Raw genomic sequence first — 23,383 nt, forward strand, 5'->3', positions numbered from 1 at the left:
TATTTAAACCATTTTTAAACGGAACTATCCGTTCGTTTTAACCTTGATCCGTTACGATAGAAGAAATTGGGGGAATCAAGGGAGAGAACGTATGAGAGTATTGGAAATATTGTTGGTGGCATCCTCCGTTTTAGTGCTGATGGTCTTACTGTTCCGTAACACAATCAACCGGAAGGTTGGTGCTATAGCCAGCATTGCTTGCGGTTTACTGTTGGGCGCGCAGCTGCTGTTTGAGGGGTATAGGTGGCAGATGATTCCGGCCTATATCGTCGCTGCTTTGCTCCTCGCCTTTGTTTTATTCAGGCGCAGAAATGTCGGGAAACCGCTGCGTTACACGATATTGGCCCTATCCGTTGTTTTGCTGGGCGTATCCGTTGCCTTATCGATATTGCTGCCGGTCTTTCATTTACCAAAGCCTTCAGGCGAGTTCAGTGTGGGAACGGAAACGTTCCATTTTATCGATGCCGACCGGGAAGAAACGTTCACCGAGCAGAAAGGCGACAAGCGAGAGCTTGTCGTTCAGGTATGGTACCCCGCTGCGGAATCTGGCGGGAGCGCCGAGAAAAATGCGGTGTTCCCTAAGGACAGAGGGCTCTTCCAAGCCTATATGCAAGCTTATTCCGGATATCTGGGCCTTCCCGCTCCTGCCCTCGACTACTGGAAATACAGCCGGGCCAATGCATCTACCAATGCCGATCTGCATCCCGCGGACAATCCATATCCGGTGGTGCTGCTGTCACACGGCATGGGGGTCGGCAGAATTTTGCATACGTCGCAGGCTGAACATCTTGCCAGCCACGGCTATATCGTATTCGCCGTCGATCATACTTACAGTACCGTTATGACCGCATTTCCGGCCGGGCGCGTGACCGGTTTCCTTACGGAGCAGTCTCAAGAGCGATTATTTGAGGACAGCCGCGCCATTTTAGATGTGTGGAACAAGGATACAGCATTTATTGTGGATCAATTAGAGAAGCTGCATTCAGGCGTTGTCGCCAGTAAATTCAAGGGAAAGCTGGACATGGACAACATCGGCATGTTGGGTCATTCCTTCGGTGGAGCAGCAGCTTTTGAAGCCGTTTATTCCAACCCGCGAATCAAAGCCGGCGTGAATATGGATGGCACGTTGTTCACCACGAAGGATCGGGTCGACATGAAGAAACCGTTTATGTTCATGGAATCCGAAGATTTTATGAATGTGAACGAGCAGCAGGCGAAGTACCGCAAAACCCCAGCCACAGATGCTGAGCTCAAGGAGCTCCGTTTAACGCGAGAACAATTCGACACCATTCTGGCGAATCGGGAATTGGAGCTGAAGCTGATGGACCGTTTATCGCAGCAAGGGTATGGAAGGACCATTTATATTGAAGGAGCCGGACATTATAACTTCACTGATCTCCAGTTGTACTCTCCGCTTATCGGACTGACTGGCATGACCGGAAGCATGAATGGAGAAAGGGGCGCAGAAATCGTCAATCGCTATCTTTTGGAGTTTTTCAACCAGCATTTACGCGGAATCGAGAGTAAGCTTCTGGACGGTCCCACTAAGGACTATCCGGAAGTGAAATATCCGAGCTCGGTTTTTCAAGGTGAATAGATTAAAAGAGAAACGCTCTTCGATCAACGGAGGGCGTTTCTTTATGGGTTTAGCTTTTAACAACTATCTTTCCCTCCCATCATTCGTCCGTATTTTCATTAATATGAGCCATTCATGCAAAATACAACAGGCGATGTAGAGTTCTTGTAGAGATTTGCGTGATACAATTCCATCAAATTCAACCTACCATATAGAGGGAAAATAACAACCGAGTAAAGACTATTAATTCCTTTAATAGGTTAGAGATCAGAAAAGAGAGGATGGGAAATTTGATCAAGCTTTTCAAGAAAAAACAGGCAGCGTTATTCCTGAGCAGTATCCTGATCATTGGCGGTTTACCGGCAGGACTGGCACCGAATGTAGTGAGCGCGGCTGAACCGCAGGAGGCTTTAATCACCACATCTAACGGTAACACCAGTTATGATCTGATTGACGGCACAACTCCCAAGATTGTTGTAGATTCAGAAGTTACCGTTCAAGAGTCCGTTTATACGAAAAATTTGAATGCTGCTACGGTGGTTATCGAAAATTTCGTAGCTGGGGATAAATTGGAGGTTCCTGCAGCAAGCGGAATAACAGGAATTTATAATCCTGCTAATGGTATCCTGACATTAACCGGTGCTGCTTCGGTTGAGGACTATAAGAAGGTATTGTCTAGCGTTACCTTTTCGACAACCTCCAGCGTAACAACAGAAAGAACGATTCAGTTTACGCTCGGTGATGCTCTTCCTTATGAAGCTAACGGACATTTTTATAAATATGTTAATAAAAATGCGTCAACAACTTGGGATGCGGCAAAAGCCGAGGCCGAGAAGAGTGAATATTTTGGACGTAAAGGGTACCTTGTTACGATTACAAGTCCAGAAGAAAATACCTTTGTACAGGAAAAGACATTAGGTATCGGTTGGCTTGGTGCACAAGATATTGAGCGGGATGAGAGTACTCCTAAAAAAACAGGTGACTGGCGCTGGGTTACGGGGCCGGAGGGCTTGGAGAATGGCGGGCAAGGTAAGAAATTCTACCAAGGTTATGGAAACGGAGTAGATCTTTTATATAACAACTGGGAAACTGGCGAGCCAAATGACTACGGTGGAACAGAATTCGTTGCCCATATCTTCGGACCCGGAACTCAAGCTGGGAAATGGAACGATTACTCCCCAACAAATAATACGGTAACTGGATACATTGTTGAATACGGCGGCATGCCAGGCGACAACAATGTTGTAATCAGCGCCGAGAAGACCCTTTCTTTTGTGAATGTTACCGAGCTTACAAAAGCAAAAACGGTAGCCGATCAACTAAAAGAAGAGGACTATGCTGAGACCGAATGGCTTGAATTTGAAAAAGCTTTGGAAGCTGCCAATACGGTCCTTCAAAATCAAAGCAAAACCCAAGACGAAGTAGACACAGCCCTGAAAGCGCTGAAAGATGCGCAAGAGCAGCTGAAACCTCGTGTTACCATCACGGATCCGAGCGGCGATACCGTTTATGTGGCCAAGCCTGAATTCAAGGGTGAAGTCGTTAAAGGTGCAACAGTCACCGCAGCTGTTTATGATAAAGACGGCAACCTTATCGGTACTCCTCAGGTCCATGTGAATCCGGACGGTACATGGAGCTTTGCACCTGACCAAGAGCTGCCTGATGGCGACTATGTCGTTGAAGTGACTGCTGAAAAGGACGGCAAGAAAAGCGCGGAAAAGAAAAATGTGACAGTCGATACGACAAAACCGAATGTACAAATTACTGAACCAAGCGGCGAAAAAGTTAACGTGTCCAAACCGGAGTTCAAAGGTGTCGCTGACAAGGATGCAAAGGTCATCGTTGTATTGACAGATGAGAGCGGTAAGGTAGTTGAGACCCGCGAAGTGGACGTAGACAGCAATGGAAATTGGAGCTTCACTCCGTCCGAGGACTTAAAGGACGGAAAATATACAGTCAATGTAACGGCAGAGAAAAATGGCAAGGTGTCCAAAGACTCCAAGGTCGTTACGGTAGATGCAACAGACGAATCACAGCTATCGGGTCTCGAACTAAAACGTGGGGATGGAACACCGATTGCGATCTCTCCAACCTTTAACGGGGGAGTGACCCATTACCAGGCTTCGGTGACCCATGATGTTTACAATACAACCGTAACGCTGGCAACTTATGACCCGAATGCCACGATCGAAATCTCACTTAATGGCGGGGCATGGCAAGGAATTCCTAACGGCTCTGCAAGTGATGAATTGCCGTTAGCATTCGGCACCAATACGATTGTTGTGAAGGTAACGGATTCCCAAGGAAATGTAACGGAATATACGCTGACCATCACCAGAGGCTCCAATGACAATAACAATAATAATGGAGGTAACAGCGGAGGCAGCACAACGCCTTCTACGCCGCCTACGACTACACCACCTCCAACGGATCCTGGCGTGAATACGTCCGTAAACGGTAACGACGGTGGGTTTGCCACAGGGAAGACAACCACTTCTGAAGGTAACAAGCAAACTTCTGTACAGGTAAACAGAGAGAAGCTCGGCGATATTTTATCGAATGGGACAGGTCAGAAGCTGTCCATTCAATCTCCGAATGAGGGAAATATGCAGGTTGATGGTTTAACGGCTGCGGACATTCGTTTGTTAGCTGATAAGGGAGCAAGCCTTGACATCGGGAATCCGTTAGCTATCTTCCCGGTACCTAGCAAGCAATTGGACTTGAATTCAGTGTCCGGGCAGCTGGGAAATGCGGCACTCAACGATATCGCTGTTCATATCGATATTAAGCGCTCCTCGGAGACTTTGAGAAACAATGCCAAGAACAAAGCAACATCGGCAGGCTACCAGCTGCTGGTTGATCCGGTCGACCTGGAAATGACTTTTAGCCAAAATGGTAAAACCGTAAAATCCGGACAATTGAGCGGATACGCTCCGAAATATATCGCTCTCCCGGAAGGTATCGACCCGAATCGAATTACAACAGGCGTTGTGGTCAATCCGGATGGCTCAGTATATCATCTGCCAACTGTAGTTACTAAGATCGGGGATCGTTACTACGCGCAGATTCATGATTTGCGCAGCAGTGGTTCGTACTCGGTTATCTGGAATCCGCAGGATTTCGATGATGTGAGAACGCACTGGGCTCAAACGGAAGTGAACAATATCTCTGCTCGCCTTGACCTGCAGGGAAATGGTGGCAATACGTTCGCTCCAAATCGAAATGTGACTCGGGCTGAGTTTGCAGAAATCGTTGTACTGGGTCTTGGGCTGATGCGTCAGGAAGAGCCAAAAACAACATTTGACGACGTTACGGCAACCGCCTGGTACCGCAATGCGATCTCGATTGCCAGTGAATTTGGAATCGTACTCGGTTATAACGACGGCGCGTTCCGTGGTAACCAGACGATTACAAGAGAAGAAGGAATGGCGATGATCGCTCGAGGCTATCAATTGATCAAGCCAGGCCATGCAATTAGCGAAACAGAAATTGGCAAACTGCTCGCAGGGTACGAAGATGCGTCCCAAGTTGCAAAATGGGCTAAGCCTTCCGTAGCAACCCTGCTGTCTGTAGGAGTTGTAGAAGGAAGCGGGGATAAGGGACTGACTCCGAAATCCACGATGACGCGTGCCGAAACGGTAGCCTTGATGGAGCGTCTGCTGAAAGTTACCCATTTAATCGATTAAATCCATAAGGATGAATCAATGACCCGTTAAGAAGCACTTTGAAAAAAGTGATCTCTTGCGGGTCATTTTTGTTCGATAATTTGACATCTGAATTCGATCTCACAGATTGAGTGCAATTCTGAATGGTTTGGATAATGATCTCCGGTTCGGTCATTCTCGGAAAATGTCCACTCCGCGAAGCTCTATGTTCAGTTTTTGTCTATTTGCCTCATTTATAATGAGAATCGATTTTAAATTATTTAAGAGGTAGATTATGCATACCCCAATTCCATGAATAGACTGCAACACGACAAGAAAGCCGGCATCGGCCCTCGAATAAAGGGTGCGATGTCGGCTTTAAATTTAGCGTCCAAACTCCTTATCGAATATTTTATTGTGAGCCTCTGCGACTTCCGGGGCTACCGAGTTGATGGCTGTTACCAAAATATGCTTTCCTCCTACAGGTCCGAAGGCTCTCGTCTCAAATCCGAAAGTTCCGCCGGCATGCCCCCAATAGGATTGCCCGTCCGATGTTTTTCCTTCATAAATCCCTAGGCCGAATTTACCTATAGGTGAATCTGCTGCCGTGAGCATCTGGTCCATCATCTCTTGATTCAGAAGCTCTCCGCCTAACAGCGCACTGAAAAAGGTGGTCAGATCCTTGACTGTTGAAACCATGTCACCGGCAGCATTTGCCCATGATTGATTCATTTCAGTCAAATCATACATATGGCCTGATCGGTCCATATTATATCCTCTGGCATGCTTACCTGGAATATAGGAGCTGTTTTCCATGACGAATGTCTCCGTCAGCCCGAGCGGCTCGATGAACCGTTTCCTGATCTGCTCCGCATACGTATCCCCGGTGACCTTTTGAATAATTTGAGCAGCTAGCAATGTATTGGTGTTGGAATAGTTCCAGCCTTTCCCTGGCGCATATACAGGCGTCTTTGCAAGTGCCAAGTGGAGGAGTTCGTCAACGGAATAATAACGGAATGGATTTTGAGGCAAGGTCACGTCTCGCATATCATCATCTGTATAACTCGCAATCCCGCTTGTATGGTTCAACAACTGACGAATCGTAATTTGGCTGCCGTCATACCCGTTACCCTTTACGACCCCCGGCAGCCATTGTTCGACCGAATCATCCAGGTTTAATTGTTTCTCCTCAGCCAACTGCAATACAACGGCAGCGGTGAACGTCTTCGTTATGCTCCCAATCCGGAATGAAAAATCCGGCTCTACTGGGCCTGGTACCTCGTAGCTGGCTGTACCGGTGGCATAAGACCAACGTTTCCCGTCTTTTAACCCACCTCCCACCACACTTGGGACTTGTTTATTCGTTACGGCCTGATCCATGACGCGCTTGACTTCTTCCCTTCGCTTGCTTTGCTTTTCCTCCTCGGTAAGTTCCTCTTTGGCTTCTACTGCGAATTCCGACGCTAAAATATCAGGGATATATTTATCCGCATCACCCAGTACATTGATATTGATCGAAATGGTATGTTGACCGCCTTCGGTTCCACCTGCAAAGTTGGTAAATCCAGGAATGCCGCCACCATGTCCCCATACAATGGTTCCGTCCGGCAGCTTTGTTTGGTGTATGCCAAGCCCATACTTTCCAAGAGGGGAGTCTGCTGTGCTGGTCAACATTTCCTTCAGCATCTCCGGTGTCAACAGCTTGCCGCCCAATAAGGCGCGAAAAAACGTGGTCATATCTTCCCCGGTCGAGATCATTTCTCCGGCGGCATTCGTAAACGATGGGTTCAGCGTGGTAATATCCACTAATTGATCCCCTGTGTTCAGGTAGCCGCGAGCATTTTTTTTCGGAATATCCGCCGAACTGCCGGGGAGGAACGTTTCTTTAAGTTGAAGCGGTTCAATAATTCTTTTCTTAATCTGCTCCGTATACGTTTCCCCGGTGACCTTCTGGATAATGAGCCCCATAATAACCGTATTCGTGTTTGAATACGACCAGCCTGTTACGGGCTTTAGCTCCAAGGCGCGGGCAATCAACTGTTCGGCTGTATAAGTATCGCCTGGATTTGCGAGTAATTGAGTCCTGAGCTCGGGAGTCAAATAGTCTGGAAGCCCGCTTGTATGATTCAACAATTGGCGAATCTTAATCTTACTTCCATCAAATCCATTACCGTGCACAAGCCCCGGAAGCCATTTCTCCACCGTATCATCGAGGCTTAGCTTTTTTTCGCCGGCAAGCTGCAAGGCAACCGTAGCGACAAACGTCTTCGTTGTACTTCCGATCCGAAAAGCGGAGTCGGCATCCACCTTATGGTTCCTTTCGATATTCGCTTCACCGGAGGCATATGACCAGCTCGCCGTTCCTTTCTTTACAGTAACAATAACGCCCGGAATATGGTCGGCATTGGCAGCTTTATCGATTGCTTGTTGGGTTGGTGTCTTAACTGCCGCATGTACGGTTCCATAAGCGGGGAATACCAGTGTACCTGCCAACATGGCTGTTAGAGTAAGCGCAGCTCCTTTTTGAATGGTGAATGATTTCATAATGCATCGCTCCTATGATTTTGGAATGTTGTGTTCTTCACTCCTTCACCCTACCCCCGAAGTTGTTAAATCGGACAGTGATAAAACCGCCAAGCTTTGGATGACATCGTGTTTGGACCTGTCACATATCCCGTATGACAAAGTGTCAACGGTTCATGTGACGTGCCGGCTGCAGCCAAGTTCTAACAACCTCCTCCATTGCTTGACGGATCGAGAAGTTATGGTGCATGATAGGTCTGAATTATTTGGAAATTGGTTTGCAAATAAATACAAGCAGGTGTACATAATTCGTGTTCTCCCTAATGAAAAAATGGTTCTGGTATGATGGGTTACTTGTAGCCATACGAACACTTTGGCTGGTTATTATCGTAAGTACTGCTTTTATCAATCCGTCATTGATCGATGCGCCGGTTGGAGCTTTACTTTCGCTTGCTTTGGCTGTTTACCTCATTCCGCTAACGGTACGCTACAAAAAAGAAGAACGGTATCTTGCAGTCGAAGTCGCAACAGCGGGCTTATTCCATCTCTATTTAGCCTACGCAGCGCCGGAATTGTTATGGTCTTTCGTTCTATTCGTGATGATTATCAGCTTGACGAGCAGTCGAAGAAGCTATGTGTGGACAGGAATCCTCTGTGGAATCATATTCCCGATCTTGAACGGTTGGATGGCTAGTCGCCTCCCCTATGAGTATATCGTTAACTGCAGCCTTGGTTTTGCCATCGGCTTCGCGTTTAATATATTAATTCAGTCCCATAAGCAATCCCGAATTATCCAAGAGCAGAAGCTGCTGCTGGAGCAGCATATTAAGCGGATCGAGGAGCTTACGCTGATGGAGGAGCGCAGCCGGCTGTCACATGAGCTGCATGACACGATTGGCCATTCGCTTACCTCGCTCATCGTCGGCGTCGAATCACTGCGAACGTCTGTGCCGGATTCGCAAACCGGGAGGATCGATTCGCTTGTCGGTATCGCACAGCACAGTCTGGATGATATCCGAAGGCATCTGCACAAGCTCTCTCATACTACGTTAAGCCATTCGTTAAGCGAATCGCTGTGGCAGTTAAGCGAGGCGTTTATGAAGTCGACAGGCATAACCGTCCATTTCCGTGTGATCGGCAGTGAGACTCTCGTTATGCAAAAAATAAACTTTAGTCTATATCGCTGCCTTCAGGAGTCCCTAACCAACGCCGTTCGGCACGGCCAGGCGAGCGTGATAACCGTTCAGCTGCATTTCGATAGTCAGTTGCTTCGATTACAGATCGAAGATAACGGCATTGGAATGGATAACATCCAATTCGGATTTGGGCTCCATGGGATGAAGGAACGACTTGAACTATTTAACGGCACGCTGTCCGTCCACTCCGGGTCTGGGCAAGGAACTATCGTCATATGTAACATTCCGCTGCAGACAGAGACTGTACATGACGCGATCCGCCTGCTGATCGTTGATGACCAGGCGATCATCACGGACAGCTTAAAGCATAATTTGGAACAGCATGCTGAGTTTATCGTCGTGGGTAAAGCCGGGGACGGGCGCGAAGCATTGGAGCTTTGTGAGCGGTCCGAACCGGATATCGTGCTAATGGATATTCGAATGCAGGGAATGGGCGGGCTTGAAGCTTTGCTTGAGATGAAACAGCGATGGCCTAATATGAAGGTTGTACTCATGACAACGTTTGAGGATTCCTTGCAGGCAGCAACTGCATTGGAGCGCGGGGCGGAGGGCTACATCCTGAAGTCGATTCATCTGCGGGAAATGAAGGAAGCCTTGAAACTTATTTATAATGGAGGAACCTGGATCGACCAATCAGTCGCCGCACAAGTCTTCGAAGAGATGAAGCGTCAACGTGAGCAGCTGGAACGAATTGGCTCAAGTCAGGAAAACTACCCGTACGGGCTTACGAGACGCGAGATGGAGATTCTGGAGAATCTATCGAGCGGACTGCGCTACAAGTCGATCGCCGCCAAGCTATTTTTATCGGAGGGTACGATCCGCAATTACTGCTCGATTCTCTACTCCAAGCTTGGCGTCAACAACCGGGAAGAAGCCATACAAATGGCGCGATCCGAGAATATCGTGTAGGTGCCATTGACGACTTCAATGCCATCAATGGTTGTTTCCATTGCTTTATTATTTTGATCAAGTTGGTCATTCTTGCCATCAGTGCAGTTACCTCGGTACGCGTCATTTGTGCAGCATCTAAAAAATTCGTACATCAGATTAACAGCCCTATCTATACAAAATCTATACATGCTGGCCTCGGGCCTTGACGGCGATTCTATGACGGGTCCTGATAATTGGGCAATCAAAAAAAGAGCGTTCCCCATTTAAGGGAAACGCTCTTTCTAGTCATCGGAATTATTTCAAGCCCAGCACTTCAAAATCATAAATCCGCGCTGCAGTATCCCCGCCTTGTGTCGCCTTCTCTACTTGAAGACGCACATACTGTGCGGAGGTCAGTTCGATGGCATGGCTGCTGATCGCTTTCGTATTGTCCTTGACCGATACCGCGTCCTTCCATTCCTTGCCGTCCGAGCTTACCTGAATGGAGAATGCCCGCGTATTGAACGCGGCCGGCTCCCCTCCGGCTTCGGCATGCTTGATCACGAATTCGCTGATCTTGTGCTCGGCTCCCAGGTCCACCGTCAGCGAGTGAGGTCCGTCTCCGACAGCACACCACTTGGTAGCGGCGTTACCGTCCACCGCAAATGCAGGTGCTTCCTTCTCATTCACGAAGCTGGATGCTGACGTCTTCTTGCCAAGGGCAAGGTTACCCACGCCATTCTCCGCTTCCCGTGTAACCGTGATGAGCTTCTTCCGAACCAGGTCCTCGCCAACGCTATTTTTAGCGGTTAGCGTCACTTCGTACGTACCTTCCTCTGGATATGTCACTTTAGGATTCTGCTCCGTGCTGGACGCTGGCTGTCCACCCGGGAAGCTCCAGCTCCAGGACTCCGCCACTTCCGAGGAAAGATCCGTGAATTGTACCGCTTCTCCTGGGGCGATCAGCGTTTTATCCGCCTCGAAGGCTGCAACCGGCTTCGGATATTCCGGCCAGTCAAAGCTTATCGACGATGCTTTTCCTTGTTCGTAATGACGGTTTACCGGAATCACGACCATTTGGGTTGCCTGCTCTTTAAGCTGCCGTTTCATTTCCGGCACATAATATACGGTATTCCCCGTCATACCCATCAACTCGTACTTGCCGTCCGGATGAACACGGTATACCTGGTAATACATGACGTCCTCATCCTGTTTCGGTACCTTCCAAGACAAGCGCGCATCACCATAGATCCCGTCGCGGAAATCGTTGTCGATGACCTTCAAATCGGTCACCGCGTGCGGTCTCTTCGCCTTGTCGTTCACCTGCGTAACCGCCAGACGGCCGATGTTGGCCCGATAATCCGCCTGATCCGCCGCGGACTCGAATTGAAGCGAGATTCCGGCGATCGTACGGCCTTTATACTTGTTCAGCTTGAAGCTTCCCTGCTTCCAATCCTGATCCGCGCCCGTGGCAGTCCACTTGTCAGGCTCGAAAAATTCGTACCGATCCGGCGCATCGGAGAATGCCAAACCAATCTTCACCTTGGCGTCCTTCGCATTGTCCGCATAGACGAGCGATACTTCCGTCGTCGCTTCTACCGGGATATTCGCCTTATACAGCTTGACATGGGTAGAAGAGCCTTTGCTTACCGCACCCGCCACCTGAAGCGAGCTGCCTCCGTAATAGGATTTGCTAAAGTCAAATCCAGGCTTAAGGGCTTCACCCTTGCCGATTGTTTCCGTGATCCAGCGCCAGGTTGGCAAAATATCCTGCAGGCTCCGATTGCTCCAATCTCTGCTCCGCATCACTTTGCCGTCCACCGCAAACATATGGCCGTTACCCGTATTGAAATGGGTAACAAATTCGGAATCGGTGAGCACGGTTTTGGCAACCACATCATTCGCAATCCCTCTCCAAGCGAGCGGATCGGTCCCTTCAGGCTGCGAGGTATTGGCCGGGTTCATTCCGGGTCCCACCCAGAAAATCTGCTCCTTTTTCAAATACTCCTCATGGGTTTCGGAGCTGTTGAACGCCCAATCGGGGCGGTAAATGCCGAGGGATGTCGTCGCTTTCTTGCCATCCGGGAACACAACCGGCCAATTGAACTTGCCTTCGTAGCCGTTCGCCTCCACATCGATGCCAGCGTAAAGATCATACGGACTGCGGCCAAGCTCCGCCGCTTTGGCTGGGGAGTTCAAGAACGGCGTGATGTAATCGTATTTGCCGTTCTTCTCGTCTTTGAACTGCCAGCGGAAATCGATAAACATATTGTCGGAAACCCGCTGATTTCCCGCCTGGAAGAACATCTCGTTCTTATCCGTCAAGGCCCCCTGCCACTTTACCGGTCCCTCCTTGATCATCGAATCGTACCAGATCACTTCCATGCCCGGTGATTTTTTCTGCTGGAGATACGTTAAAAACTGGGCCATCTTGGCGGCATCTTCCGGCGTTCCGCCCTGAGTTTCCTGATTGATAAACCAGCCGTCAAATCCGTAATACGTAGCAACCTCAATCAGTTTGTCTGCAACCGGGAACGATCCGTCCTCCCGCTGCTTTAACAGATCATGCATCCATTGGATCTTGCCCCCATGCTCGGTTTGCGGCAAGAAAACGGTTCCAAAAACAGGTACGCCATTCTTGTGGGCCGCGTCGATCACGTCTGCGCTTGGCGGAACGATCAATCCTTCGCCTGCCGAGCCGCCCCACATCACCAGCTTGTCGATATACTGCCAATTGCTGAACGTATAGGTGTGGAACTTCTCCGAGCCTTGGGATGGAGCTCCGCTTGTGCTTGGATACATGGAAGCAATCGATAGAACCTTCACTTCCTCCTTGGCATTGCTGTTTACCTTATTGCCCTGGATACGCTGATCTTCCAGCTTCACCGTTCCCCGGTTAAAAAGTGCATCCTTATCCGTGGACGGCGACCATTCCAGCAGCGTGTTCGGATACCAATATGATGAGTAAGGCTGTGCTGCTTCGGCTTCTCCAGCAAAACCTGCCAGGGACGCTGCCAGCACTGCTGTGCTCATCCATACCGTCATTCTCCGTTTCCACTGGGCTTTCGTTAAATAATCCGGTTTGATTCGTTTCAATAGAATAACCTCCTATATTTAAAGTTTCAAGGAATGACAGAGAGAAACGGCTGTGAAGACCAGCCGTTTCTACCCCTCAAACCTTTTTTACGGATTACTTGTTTTGAGCTTTCCACTCATCAAACTGCTTTTGAGCTTCAGCGATAACTTTGTCAATGCCAGCATCCTGGAACTTTTGTTTTGCTTTTGGCAAGTATTCTTCAGGATCGATGGAGCCGGTATACAGGGCAGGAATAAATTCCTTCGCTACGTTCGTGATAGCCGCAACCTCCGTTTTTACCGGAGCCGTGTCGAAGTTAAAGCCGAACGTAGGAGCTACCACAGCCGAGCTGTTAAACTTCTCGAATGCTTCCCACTTGTCTTTAGGCTCGCCCTCATGAAGGTACGTCAGGAACATATTGCCGAGCGCAAATCCAGGCATGGCATAGCTTTCCTGCATAGCAGGCATATCCTCGATGTACGGCTCCTCAAGCTTCTTGTAGTGCGTACCTTCCAAACCGTATTGAATCATATTCCGGAGCTTCACATCGGTGTTAAGCAGGTTCAAGAACATCATCGCCCGCTCCGGATTTTTGGAGTAAGAAGAAATGGCCATCATCGAGCCCGCTGCGGAGCTGGTGTAAATGACTGGATCATGCATCGGTCTCGTCACAATGTCATATCCCGCGTTTCTGGACCAGCCCAGCTCGGCGTATGGCTGCGTAATTTCGCGGTCCACGAGCCATTTGCCGGTTTTGATGTTATCGATACCGTCCAGCGTCGCTACGTCCTCGCGCACATAACCCGCTTTATAGTATTTGCGCATCGTGGTCAGCGCCGATTTCAGTTCAGGTGAATCCAGCAAATTCACAAATTTAAAGTCTTTGGTGTCCAGGTACATACCGATCGGAATTTCATCGCCAAGCGGGAAGTCGACCGGCAAGTACGGCTTAAAGCCTTTCGGTACGGCAAGCGGCGTAATATCCGCAGGCTCGTTCTCTTTAATCGTTTTCAGAAGCGGTTCGAGATCCTCAAGCGTCGTTACATTGGAAATGTCCAAATTGTACTTATCCAGATACTTCTTATTGAAGCGCCATACAAACTGCTGTGCCAATTCCTTGTTGGCCGGGATGCCATAGTTCACGCCGTTGACCTTCGTTCCTTCCAAGAAACGGGGATCCAATGTTTCCTTAATGCCTTTTCCATACTGATCAAGCAGGTCATTCAGCGGCTTAAATGCGCCCTTTGCGGCATTTGGAAGATAATCGAACGCCCATGAGCTAGTAAAGGCAATATCATAATTCTCGCCGGAGCTTGTAATCACCTGCATCCGCTGGCTGTAATCGCCCCAGTCGATCATACTGATCTCGATCGTTGCATTGATTTTTTCCGTCAAATATTTATTGATCTCCTCTTGAACCACGGGAAGATCCTTCTGGTTAGGCCCGATCATGTACATTTTTAGTTTGACCGGATCCAGCTTGGATACATCGACCGTGCCGTCGCTTTGAACGGCTGCCCCTTCCTTCGCAGGCTCGCTCGACTTAGTGCCTTCCTTGCTGCCGCAAGCCGACAATACGACCGTCAGCAGAAGCACAAGAGCAAGGGACAGTATAGAAATCTTTTTCTTAAACATGTGTTTTTCCCCCTGTATCACTTAATGGTTAATGCTATATTGGCACCGCTTACACACCTGGGACATGAAAGCCGGATTTCTCCGGCCGTGTGCGATGCGGGTACAACCTTATGAAATTAGCCTTTGACTGAGCCTACCGTCAGGCCTTGGACAAAATACCGCTGGAAGAACGGATACGCCATAACAATCGGCAGCGTCGCCAAAACGACCATCGCCATCCTTACCGTCTCTGTCGGCAGGCCGGCTGCTGCATCGAATGAACCGATATTCTGCGCATTCTGTGTCAGAAAGTCCATATTCTTCTCAATCTTCATGAGCATGAACTGCAGCGGTGGCGTCGCCTGTGGATTGTTATAATACAGCAAGGCGTTAAACCAGTCGTTCCAGTACCCCAAAGAGCTGAACAAACCAATCGTTGCAATCCCCGGCAGCGAGACCGGCAGCACAATTCGGATAAAGGTCAGAAACTCGCCGGCGCCATCGATTTTGGCGGACTCGATAATTTCATCCGGAATCGTCGTTTGGAAAAAGGTCCTCATGACAATGATGGAGAACGCGCTCAAGGATAAAGGAAATATCAACGCCCAGATCGTGTTTTGCAGATGCAGGAACTGGGTCATCACGATATAACCAGGTACCATACCACCCGAGAACAGCATGGTAAAGAATGCGAGGAAGCTGAAAAACCCTCTAAATTCAAAGTTTCGACGGGACAATGCATAAGCATAAGTCGTAACCAGCGCCAGACTCACCAGCGTCCCCAGTACCGTGACCAGGAGCGTTAAGCTGAATGAGGACAGCAACTCGCCTCCCGTTTCGAAAATATATTCATACGCTGCCGTACTGAACTGACTCGGCAGCAGCCTAAAACCTTCCAAGACCAGCGTCTGTTCGTCCGTCAGGGAAATAATAATAACAAATAGAAACGGAAAGATACAGGAAAACGAGAAAATGCCGATCACGATATTGAAAATCGTATTCCACAATGGGGAGATGGCGTTGTAGTCTCTCTTCTTTGAACGCTTTGCCGGCTGACTGGCGGTTTGTGTTGATAGCTGCGGCAGCATTATAGGTACACCTCCCTCGGATTAGAAGATCGCATGATCTTTTTCAATTTTACGAACGATATAGTTAGCGACCAGAATCAGAATCAATCCTACAAGCGATTGGTACAAGCCCGCCGCCGTACTCATTCCGATATCTCCCATATTGATGAGTCCACGGTAAACGAAGGTATCGATAACATTCGTAACCGGATACAAGGCGCCCGAATCCTTCGGAAGCTGATAGAACAATCCGAAATCGGAACGGAAGATGCCCCCGATTGCCAATATGGTCAGTATGATCATCAGCGGTTTCAACAGCGGAATCGTTATGTATCGCACCTGCTTCCACTTGGTGGCTCCGTCGATGACAGCCGCTTCATAATAAGACTTGTCGATCCCTGTAATAGCGGCCAGGTAAATCACGCTGTTGTAGCCCACGCCTTTCCAGATGCCGACAAAAACGAGAATGAAGGGCCAATACTTCGCTTCCGAATACCAACTGATCGGATCTCCTCCGAAATAGGTAATGATTTGATTCAACGTCCCTTTGTCTACGCTCAGAAAGGTGAACGCAAAATAACTGATGATAACCCACGACAAAAAATGCGGCAAAAACATGCCGGTCTGATATACCTTGGCCGTCCGCTTGTTGACAAGCTCGCTTAGCATGATCGCAAAGCCCACTGCAATGATCAGGCCCAGGATGATAAAAGCCAGGTTGTACAGAATCGTATTTCTTGTAATGATATAGGCATCGTTGGTTGTAAACAGATACTCGAAGTTTTTGAACCCTACCCATTCGCTGTTGAACACGCTGGCGAAAAATCCGTCCGGGCTTATACGGAAGTCCTTAAAAGCAAGAACGGTGCCGAACATGGGCAAGTAAGCAAAGATAAGAAACCATATGGTTCCGGGCAGTATCATCAACAGCATAAACCGGTTGCGTATGACCTTTTTGATGAACCCCGACATGAACACTCCTCCTCTTCCCTGTTAAATACAAGTGATGCGACTGTTGTAGAAGATCCCCCATGATCTTTGTCGATGCGGCTATTCTATCACTCGCCCTTTAACTACTATCATTGTGCCAAGTAAGCGCTATCGCGCTCAAGTTGAAAAATACTAGAACGGGATGGATAAATTAAAGAATCCCCCAAAAACAGCAAAGAACAGGCCAAAAGGTTATGCACCCTAAGCCTGTCGCTAATGGTTTACTGTTCATTTAGATCCGATACATGGACCTCATTTCGGTTGGAGATACGCCCGTATATTTTTTGAACTGCCTGTAAAAGTACGAGCTGTCCGTATAACCTACGCTGAACGCAATATCCGCCGTCTTCTGATCCGTATGTAAGAGGAGCTGCGTTGCTTTCTCGATGCGGTACTGATTCAAATAATCCGAGAAGCTTGCGCCGACCTCCTGTTGAAAAAGCTGCCCCAAATAATTCGGATGCATCTGCAGCCGCTGACTGAGCGTCTTCAAAGAAAGCTCTTCCGGATAATGATGCTGCACCTGTTCCACAAGAAACGAGACATGCAGGCTATAGCCCTGATCCGCTTCTTGCAGGCGCGCGAGACTGCGCTCGACGATACGCCATACATGATTTCGGAGACCCTGGAGCGTATTAATCCGGTGCATTGGGGTAAATATCTCGCTGTAATCGGGGTTTTTCTCCATATCCTTCGCCGCGATCATCAGTTGGACTGCCGCATTCAAGCAGGTTCCCCGGGGTACCGTCTGCTCCCCACTGCCATCGCCGAGAACGGACTCGATATAAGCCTGCAAGGAGGGAACGTCTCCTTCGATCAGCAGCTTTGCGAACGTGTCGGGACGAGCGGACGGCGAAGAAGCCTGAACGGTCTCCGGTTCCGCAGGCGGACTGTAGAGGGTCATGTCATCTCCGGCAATCAGGCAGGCGTTGAAATGGCCCTTCGCCATCCTGTAGCTCTCCTGAATATCTTTGAAATCATTGAAGCCCGCATTTCCTTCGGAGCACCACATGCGCAAGCCGGTCAGCTCCCGCAGCTTGGCCATGGCATTGCTCATGCCCTCCCGCGCCTCATCCTTCCGTTCTTTCATCGCAACCGACATCACAACGATGTCGTCATCCGCATCAGGGAAGCAGATCACCTCATGATCTCCCCCAAGCTCTTCCGAAAAAGCCCGGCAAAATTCATCGGCCAGGCTGGTCAAGCGATAGAGCTGGGATACCGGGCGTTCGTCGGATATGAGCCGCAGAACGTAAACCTGGTATGAGACATAATTCAGCGGAATTCCGAGAAGTTCGGCTCTTTGCTTTAACTCCGAGCTTTTGATTTCGCCGTTGACCCATCGCTGCAAAATATTGCTGCGCAGGATCTTCCAATCCTCCTCGGAGCGAAACCGTTTCAATTCCTCGCGCTCCCAGTCCCCTCGGATATGCTTAATGGTCGCTTCCAGCTCCTCGATGTTGATCGGCTTCAAAATGTAATTCTGAATACCGAGCGTGATCCCCACCTTCACATATTCAAATTCTTCGTACCCGCTCAGCACAATGAATTTGGTGCGGGGATGCATTTCCTTTACCTTCTTGATAAGCTCGAGCCCGTTCATTCTTGGCATCATAATGTCCGTGATCAGCAGATCCACGGGCTCTTCCCTCAACCGCTCAAGCGCCTGCAACCCATCGTTGGCCGAACCTGACACATGCAGGTCGTAATTCTGCCAATCCACAATAGTGGCTAACCCCTGAGCTATCAAAGGCTCGTCATCAACAAAAAATACCTTCCTCATGTCGTCTCCCCCTTGCGAAGCATCGGTATTTCCATGCGGACCTCGGTTCCCTGTCCCTCCGTGCTGTTTATGGTCACTCCGTAATCATTTCCGTAATTCAGCACGATTCGTTCATGCACATTCATGAGCCCGATCGAACGGTAACCCTTATCGGGAGGCTGCAGAACCTTGTCCAGCGTGCCACGGATTTGTGTAAGCTTTTCCTCCGGTATGCCCGTTCCATTGTCCGATACGATGATCACAACCCGGTCCCCTGCCCGGCGGGCACGGACTGAAATTTTATTGTTATCTTCCAGCGGGCGAAACCCGTGAACGATATAGTTTTCCACGATCGGCTGGACCAGCAGCTTGATAATGCTGACACTTTGAATTTCCGGATCCACCTCGATTTCCGTCTCCAGCCGTCCGTCATAGCGAATGCGGAACAAGTCGAGATAAACGGAACACATGTCCATTTCCTCTTCAACGGTAACCACCGTGCTTTTTTTCACCATGTTCTTGAACATGACCGACAAGCTGTATATCATTTGCCCCACTTCCTTAGCCCCTTCGAAATACGCCTTCATGCGAATGGATTCGAGCGTATTATATAGAAAATGAGGGTTGATCTGGGATTGCAGGGCAACCAGCTCCGCATTTTTTTGCTTGATTTCTGAGGTATACATTTTATCGATATATTGCTCCAATCGGTCGCCCATGTCGTTAAACCGGCGGGAAATCTGCTGGAGCTCATCTTCGCCGGACATCTGAATGCGCGTCGACAGATCGCCTTCGCCGATCCGGTTCATCGAGCGGATAATCCTTTGCACTTTTTTCGAGAACTTTCGAATGATCGTAAACGTAATCGCAAAACTGGCCGCCATAAACACAAGCGTGACCAGGATCAGTCCGGTTCTTAAACTCTCCGTGCTCTCTTTGATCAGGGATTGCGACACAATCCCCACCACCGACAGGCCCGCGTTGCCGACATTCAATATGTTCACTTTAGAGGGTTCATCCAGCTCCACCCAGTCCCCGGCTTTTTCCTGCTCCAAGTGGTAGGGATAGGTTTGACCGTAGTACTCATCCTCCGAATCGTAAATAACGGTTCCCTGTGCGTTCAACACCAAAATCCGGCCTTTTACCGAAGCTCGGTTCTCCAGCCAGGATGAAATTTGCCGGGCGTCGAACTCCACATTCATCATCCCCACCCGATTCAGGGTCCACGGGTCCTTCAGCTCTCTCGAATAGGAATATGATCTAGGACCGGAGCCTCCGGATGAACCCGAGGACTCGTTTTGAGGCATGGTATCCCAGCTGTGCTGCTCCCGGCGGGCAAACCAGGTCTCCCACTTGTTCTTGGAGCCCGCTTCATTATTCAACTGCTGATTGGTCCGGCTGATATGCATGTAAAAATTGTTCGGATAGCTGTAGATCGACACGCTTCTGGCGCTTGACTCCTGCTCCAGGTAGTTTTTCAGCAAGGTATTAAAAGACCGTAAACGCTGCTCTCCCGTCCTGGTGTATAAATCCAGCCGATATTTCAGGTAACTCTCATATTCGTTGTTTAAAAAATAGATCAGCTCATCGCTCAGCGTGGCATCTGCATATATCTGCTGAAATATATTCTGTATGCCCTCGTACTGCCGGCTCAAATAAATATTCAGAACATGCGCGGATTTGAGATTCGCATCGGTCTGCTCGCGGAGTATGCGCTGCGTCTGGTATTGATAAACCAGGGTTGCCGCAATCGCGAACAGCACGATCATGACGGTCGAATACAGCACGACGATTTTGTTGAACATTTTTCGCTTTAGATGATTTAAATAGAATTGGCGCAGTCTGAAAATATGAAACACACCCTGTTCTATAATGGTCACTTCGGCACCCAGTGTACACCCTTTCCGTAAACCCGGCAATTGAAATTTGCATCTTTATGAACAAGCGCCGTTTGACTAGAACAGTATTAACGGACTGCGAAGGTTACGTGGGATGGCATTGCGTTCGTTCTGACCGAACGCGGCAAGGAACCCCTATGCTGCGAATTGCATTGAACGTGCCAGGCCAGCTTATCCGCATGGATAGGCACGGGATCGCTGCTTTGAAGTATCGTCTTCTATCATGGACTAGAGGAATGCCCCGCTATATGTTGAATATCTATAAGGAAAAGAGTAGGAGAATCTGCGCCAAAACGTTAATTACGAGTTAAATCAAACAAGAGCCGAGGATAGACGAATGAAACTTCAATTCCTATATAATGAATATCTTAATATTAAATTCAATAGAGGATTACCGTCCGTTCAAACGGACGGCTTTGAATATGGTCGGCCAAGCTGGAGATGCCCCCTGAAGAAGGTCTAGAGGCTGTATTGCGGCTGATCAATGACGTGAACGGTTTAATACACATGCATTCGGTGAATAAAAAGGCGCTATTCGGTATGATGAGAGACTTTCTCTCGGACAATCGCTCAAACCCCTATCGCGATCATTGTTTCCGTATGCTGCTTCAGAATTATGTCTGTTATATCCTTTATTTTAAGTTTGATGAAATTCATCATTTGGTGGATTATTTTAAAGACACGCCGGTATGGTGCGAGAGAATGATGAATTCCCTTTTTACGGATGCTATCTTTATCCAAAAGATCATGCGGCAACAGCAGATCGATATTACGGATTATACGAATGTGATTGCGTTCTTTAATGAGGAGGCGCGGAGGATTTATTTGTAATCCAAAAGCAGGGGGAGAACAGACGCATGGAAAAGGAATTTATACTGACACATAAGCTGTTGACCCTGCTCGATTCCGAGTATCGCTGGTTCACCCTTGCCGAGATTGAAGAGCAGATTGGCGTATCGGACAAAACGATCCGTAAAATTATCGATGAAGCCAAGCAGGAGCTTCCTCCTTCGATTCATTTTGAGATTTCGCGTGGAAAAGGCGTCATTCTCCACTATGATAAACGGAATGTTGCGATTGGCGAGGTCATCTCTTCCATGTACAGGCAGAGAACCTTCTACCAACTGCTCGATGTGCTATTCGCCGAGGGAGGGCGCTACTCGCTGGAAGAGCTGGCCGACAAGCTGTATATGAGCTCTTCTTCGCTGAAAAAGCTGATTATCCGGCTGAACAACCATGAATTGAAGCGATACCATTTGCGTATCGCGTATTCAATGCCTGAGGTCAAAGGCAGTGAAATCAGTATCCGTTATTTTTACTGGAAATTATATTACGATGCCTATGAATTCTCCGGCTGGCCATTTGCTGACATAGACCAAGCCCAGATCCATGAGTACATTACGGCGATCGAGTCGGAGAATGATATCGTGTATTTTCTTAACGCTAAGCGGAGCTTGTCTTTTCTGGCGGCAATCATGATTACCCGAGTGCTGCAGGGCAAATATGCGGATGTTCCCAACAGGCACTATGACTGGGAGAGCAGCATGCTTCACTCCTCTGTTGCCGCATTGGCCAGAGCGCTGGAGCAGCGGTACGCCATTCATCTGTCGCTGGACGAAATCCGGTTTCTGCAAGCCATGTTCAGCTTGGGCCAATACAATTATTATGATGATGCGAAAGTCAGCGCGATGATATCGAGGGAGAAAGCGAAACTCGTGCAAGTCGAAGAGGAAAAATATCAAATCATCAATCATTTTCTCATGCTGGCGCTTGCTGCGTTCCCTGCCATTGATATGAACGACCGGTTCATCTGGGAAATCGGGGATTTCTTCGAGAAGCTGCGGCTGGAAAATGCGCTTCCCGATCTGATCGCCATCTCGGCAAGCAGCTTGACGGAATATGTCCAAAGGGATTGCCGGCCCATGTACCAGAGCGTAAAAAGCTGCATGCTGGAATGGAGCCAGCGCTACCCGGGCATTCAGTATAACGACTATCATCTGACGAAGCTGACGCTGTTGATCAGCTCCAGCCTGCGCTATAACAGCAAAAAGGCTTTCCTGCTGATCGGCGAGGAATTCTCCATCCGCCATTACGTCGCCAAGCTCATCAAGAATGAAATCGGTGACGAGCTGATCATCAACACCTCCATTATGGAGGGGCTTACCGATGAAATGATTCGAAAACACGGCATCGATTTTGTGATCAGCACGTTTCCTGTCGTGCTGAATGCGGTACCCGTGGTCATCATTTCAACGATACCGACCAAACGGGATTTGGAAAATATCCGCAAGGAATTAATGCAACCATGAGACCTCATGGTTGCATTTTTCCGTTAGGCTCCGTAACTTTCTGGTCTTGGTTATCCCCCCGATTCTGACTATGATGAAGGCAGATCAATAATAAAGCGCTTTCTTAAGAGGGAGGCCAGTAAGCAGGAGGAGTAAGATGAGCATACATTTGGGAGCAAAGCAGGGAGAAATCGCTGAACGTGTGCTGCTGCCCGGCGATCCGCTGCGGGCGAAGTTTGTGGCAGAGCACTTTTTGGAGGAGGTATATTGTTACAACGAAGTGAGGGGCATGTACGGGTACACCGGCCTTTATAAAGGAGTTCCCGTTTCGGTCCAAGGTACAGGAATGGGCAACCCGACCATGAGCATTTATGCGACGGAGCTGATTCAGGATTACGGTGTCAAACAGCTGATCCGCATCGGTACGTGCGGCGCCATGCAAAAAGAGCTTCAGGTCCGCGACATCGTACTGGCCCAAGCCGTATCCTCGGACAGCAATCTGATGGAAAAAATATTTTATGGCTGCAATTACGCGCCGACCGCTGATTATGACATGTTAAGCAAAGCCCATCGACTGGCTCAGGAGAAGCAGGTGAATGTCTTTGTCGGCAATATCTATAACTCCGATGAATTCTATAGAGAAACGTTGGACCGTCTTCATAAATTTATGGACTTCGGCGTGCTCGCGGTTGAGATGGAAAGCGCTGCCCTGTACACGCTGGCTGCGAAATACGGCGTCAGGGCCCTGTCCATATTGACGGTAGGCAGCCATCTGCTGACCAATGAACGTTCGTCCCATCAAGACAGCGAGAAATCCTTCCACGACATGGTCGAGGTCGCGCTTCATACCATCTTAGCGGACGAATAGGGATTGCTTGA

At 48.8% G+C, this 23,383-nt stretch carries 13 protein-coding genes; 6 read left to right on the plus strand and 7 right to left on the minus strand.

The window, feature by feature from the left end:
* Positions 1-91 precede the first annotated feature (91 nt).
* Together PLA01S_RS13780 and PLA01S_RS13785 are read left to right on the plus strand one after the other, a co-directional pair.
* Entirely contained in the window at positions 92-1,597 is a 1,506-nt protein-coding gene (locus tag PLA01S_RS13780; RefSeq protein WP_127592709.1) for an alpha/beta hydrolase, read from the plus strand.
* A 269-nt stretch (positions 1,598-1,866) separates the two neighbouring features.
* On the plus strand, positions 1,867-5,262 hold the full coding sequence (locus PLA01S_RS13785) for an S-layer homology domain-containing protein (protein ID WP_164817419.1): 3,396 nt from the start codon (positions 1,867-1,869) through the stop codon (positions 5,260-5,262).
* A gap of 342 nt (positions 5,263-5,604) precedes the next feature.
* Here PLA01S_RS13785 and PLA01S_RS13790 read toward each other — a convergent pair whose 3' ends face one another.
* Positions 5,605-7,764, minus strand: coding sequence for a serine hydrolase domain-containing protein (locus PLA01S_RS13790; protein ID WP_127592711.1), 2,160 nt, complete (start codon positions 7,762-7,764; stop codon positions 5,605-5,607).
* Positions 7,765-8,054: 290 nt separating this feature from the next.
* Here PLA01S_RS13790 and PLA01S_RS13795 point away from each other — a divergent pair, with 290 nt between their 5' ends.
* Positions 8,055-9,848 (plus strand): helix-turn-helix transcriptional regulator, encoded by a 1,794-nt coding sequence (locus PLA01S_RS13795; protein WP_127592712.1) that lies wholly within the window; start codon positions 8,055-8,057, stop codon positions 9,846-9,848.
* 276 nt (positions 9,849-10,124) lie between these two features.
* Here PLA01S_RS13795 and PLA01S_RS13800 read toward each other — a convergent pair whose 3' ends face one another.
* From PLA01S_RS13800 to PLA01S_RS13825, 6 genes are all read right to left on the minus strand, one after another.
* The gene (locus PLA01S_RS13800) at positions 10,125-12,905 is read right to left on the minus strand and encodes an endo-beta-N-acetylglucosaminidase (RefSeq protein WP_127592713.1); all 2,781 of its coding nucleotides are present in this window, start codon (positions 12,903-12,905) and stop codon (positions 10,125-10,127) included.
* 94 nt (positions 12,906-12,999) lie between these two features.
* A complete protein-coding gene (locus tag PLA01S_RS13805; protein ID WP_127592714.1) occupies positions 13,000-14,520 on the minus strand; it encodes an ABC transporter substrate-binding protein in 1,521 nt (506 codons plus the stop codon).
* A 116-nt stretch (positions 14,521-14,636) separates the two neighbouring features.
* The gene (locus tag PLA01S_RS13810) at positions 14,637-15,587 is read right to left on the minus strand and encodes a carbohydrate ABC transporter permease (protein ID WP_164817420.1); all 951 of its coding nucleotides are present in this window, start codon (positions 15,585-15,587) and stop codon (positions 14,637-14,639) included.
* Between the two features lie 21 nt (positions 15,588-15,608).
* Positions 15,609-16,538 (minus strand): ABC transporter permease, encoded by a 930-nt coding sequence (locus PLA01S_RS13815; protein WP_127592715.1) that lies wholly within the window; start codon positions 16,536-16,538, stop codon positions 15,609-15,611.
* 250 nt (positions 16,539-16,788) lie between these two features.
* Positions 16,789-18,339, minus strand: a complete 1,551-nt coding sequence (locus tag PLA01S_RS13820) for a response regulator transcription factor (protein ID WP_127592716.1) — start codon at positions 18,337-18,339, stop codon at positions 16,789-16,791.
* A complete protein-coding gene (locus tag PLA01S_RS13825) occupies positions 18,336-20,198 on the minus strand; it encodes a sensor histidine kinase (protein WP_127592805.1) in 1,863 nt (620 codons plus the stop codon). The genes PLA01S_RS13820 and PLA01S_RS13825 overlap by 4 nt, the downstream gene beginning before the upstream one ends.
* A 489-nt stretch (positions 20,199-20,687) precedes the next feature.
* On the opposite strand from PLA01S_RS13825, the gene PLA01S_RS13830 reads away from it, so the two are divergent.
* From PLA01S_RS13830 to deoD, 3 genes are all read left to right on the plus strand, one after another.
* Positions 20,688-21,047, plus strand: a complete 360-nt coding sequence (locus PLA01S_RS13830; protein ID WP_246059490.1) for a hypothetical protein — start codon at positions 20,688-20,690, stop codon at positions 21,045-21,047.
* A 26-nt stretch (positions 21,048-21,073) separates the two neighbouring features.
* A complete protein-coding gene (locus tag PLA01S_RS13835) occupies positions 21,074-22,525 on the plus strand; it encodes an AcpB/EbpR/MafR family transcriptional regulator (RefSeq protein WP_127592717.1) in 1,452 nt (483 codons plus the stop codon).
* A gap of 136 nt (positions 22,526-22,661) precedes the next feature.
* A complete protein-coding gene (deoD, locus tag PLA01S_RS13840) occupies positions 22,662-23,372 on the plus strand; it encodes a purine-nucleoside phosphorylase (RefSeq protein WP_100541255.1) in 711 nt (236 codons plus the stop codon).
* Positions 23,373-23,383 lie beyond the last annotated feature (11 nt).

The sequence above is a fragment of the Paenibacillus lautus NBRC 15380 genome (assembly GCF_004000945.1).
Lineage (GTDB): Bacteria > Bacillota > Bacilli > Paenibacillales > Paenibacillaceae > Paenibacillus_AQ > Paenibacillus_AQ lautus.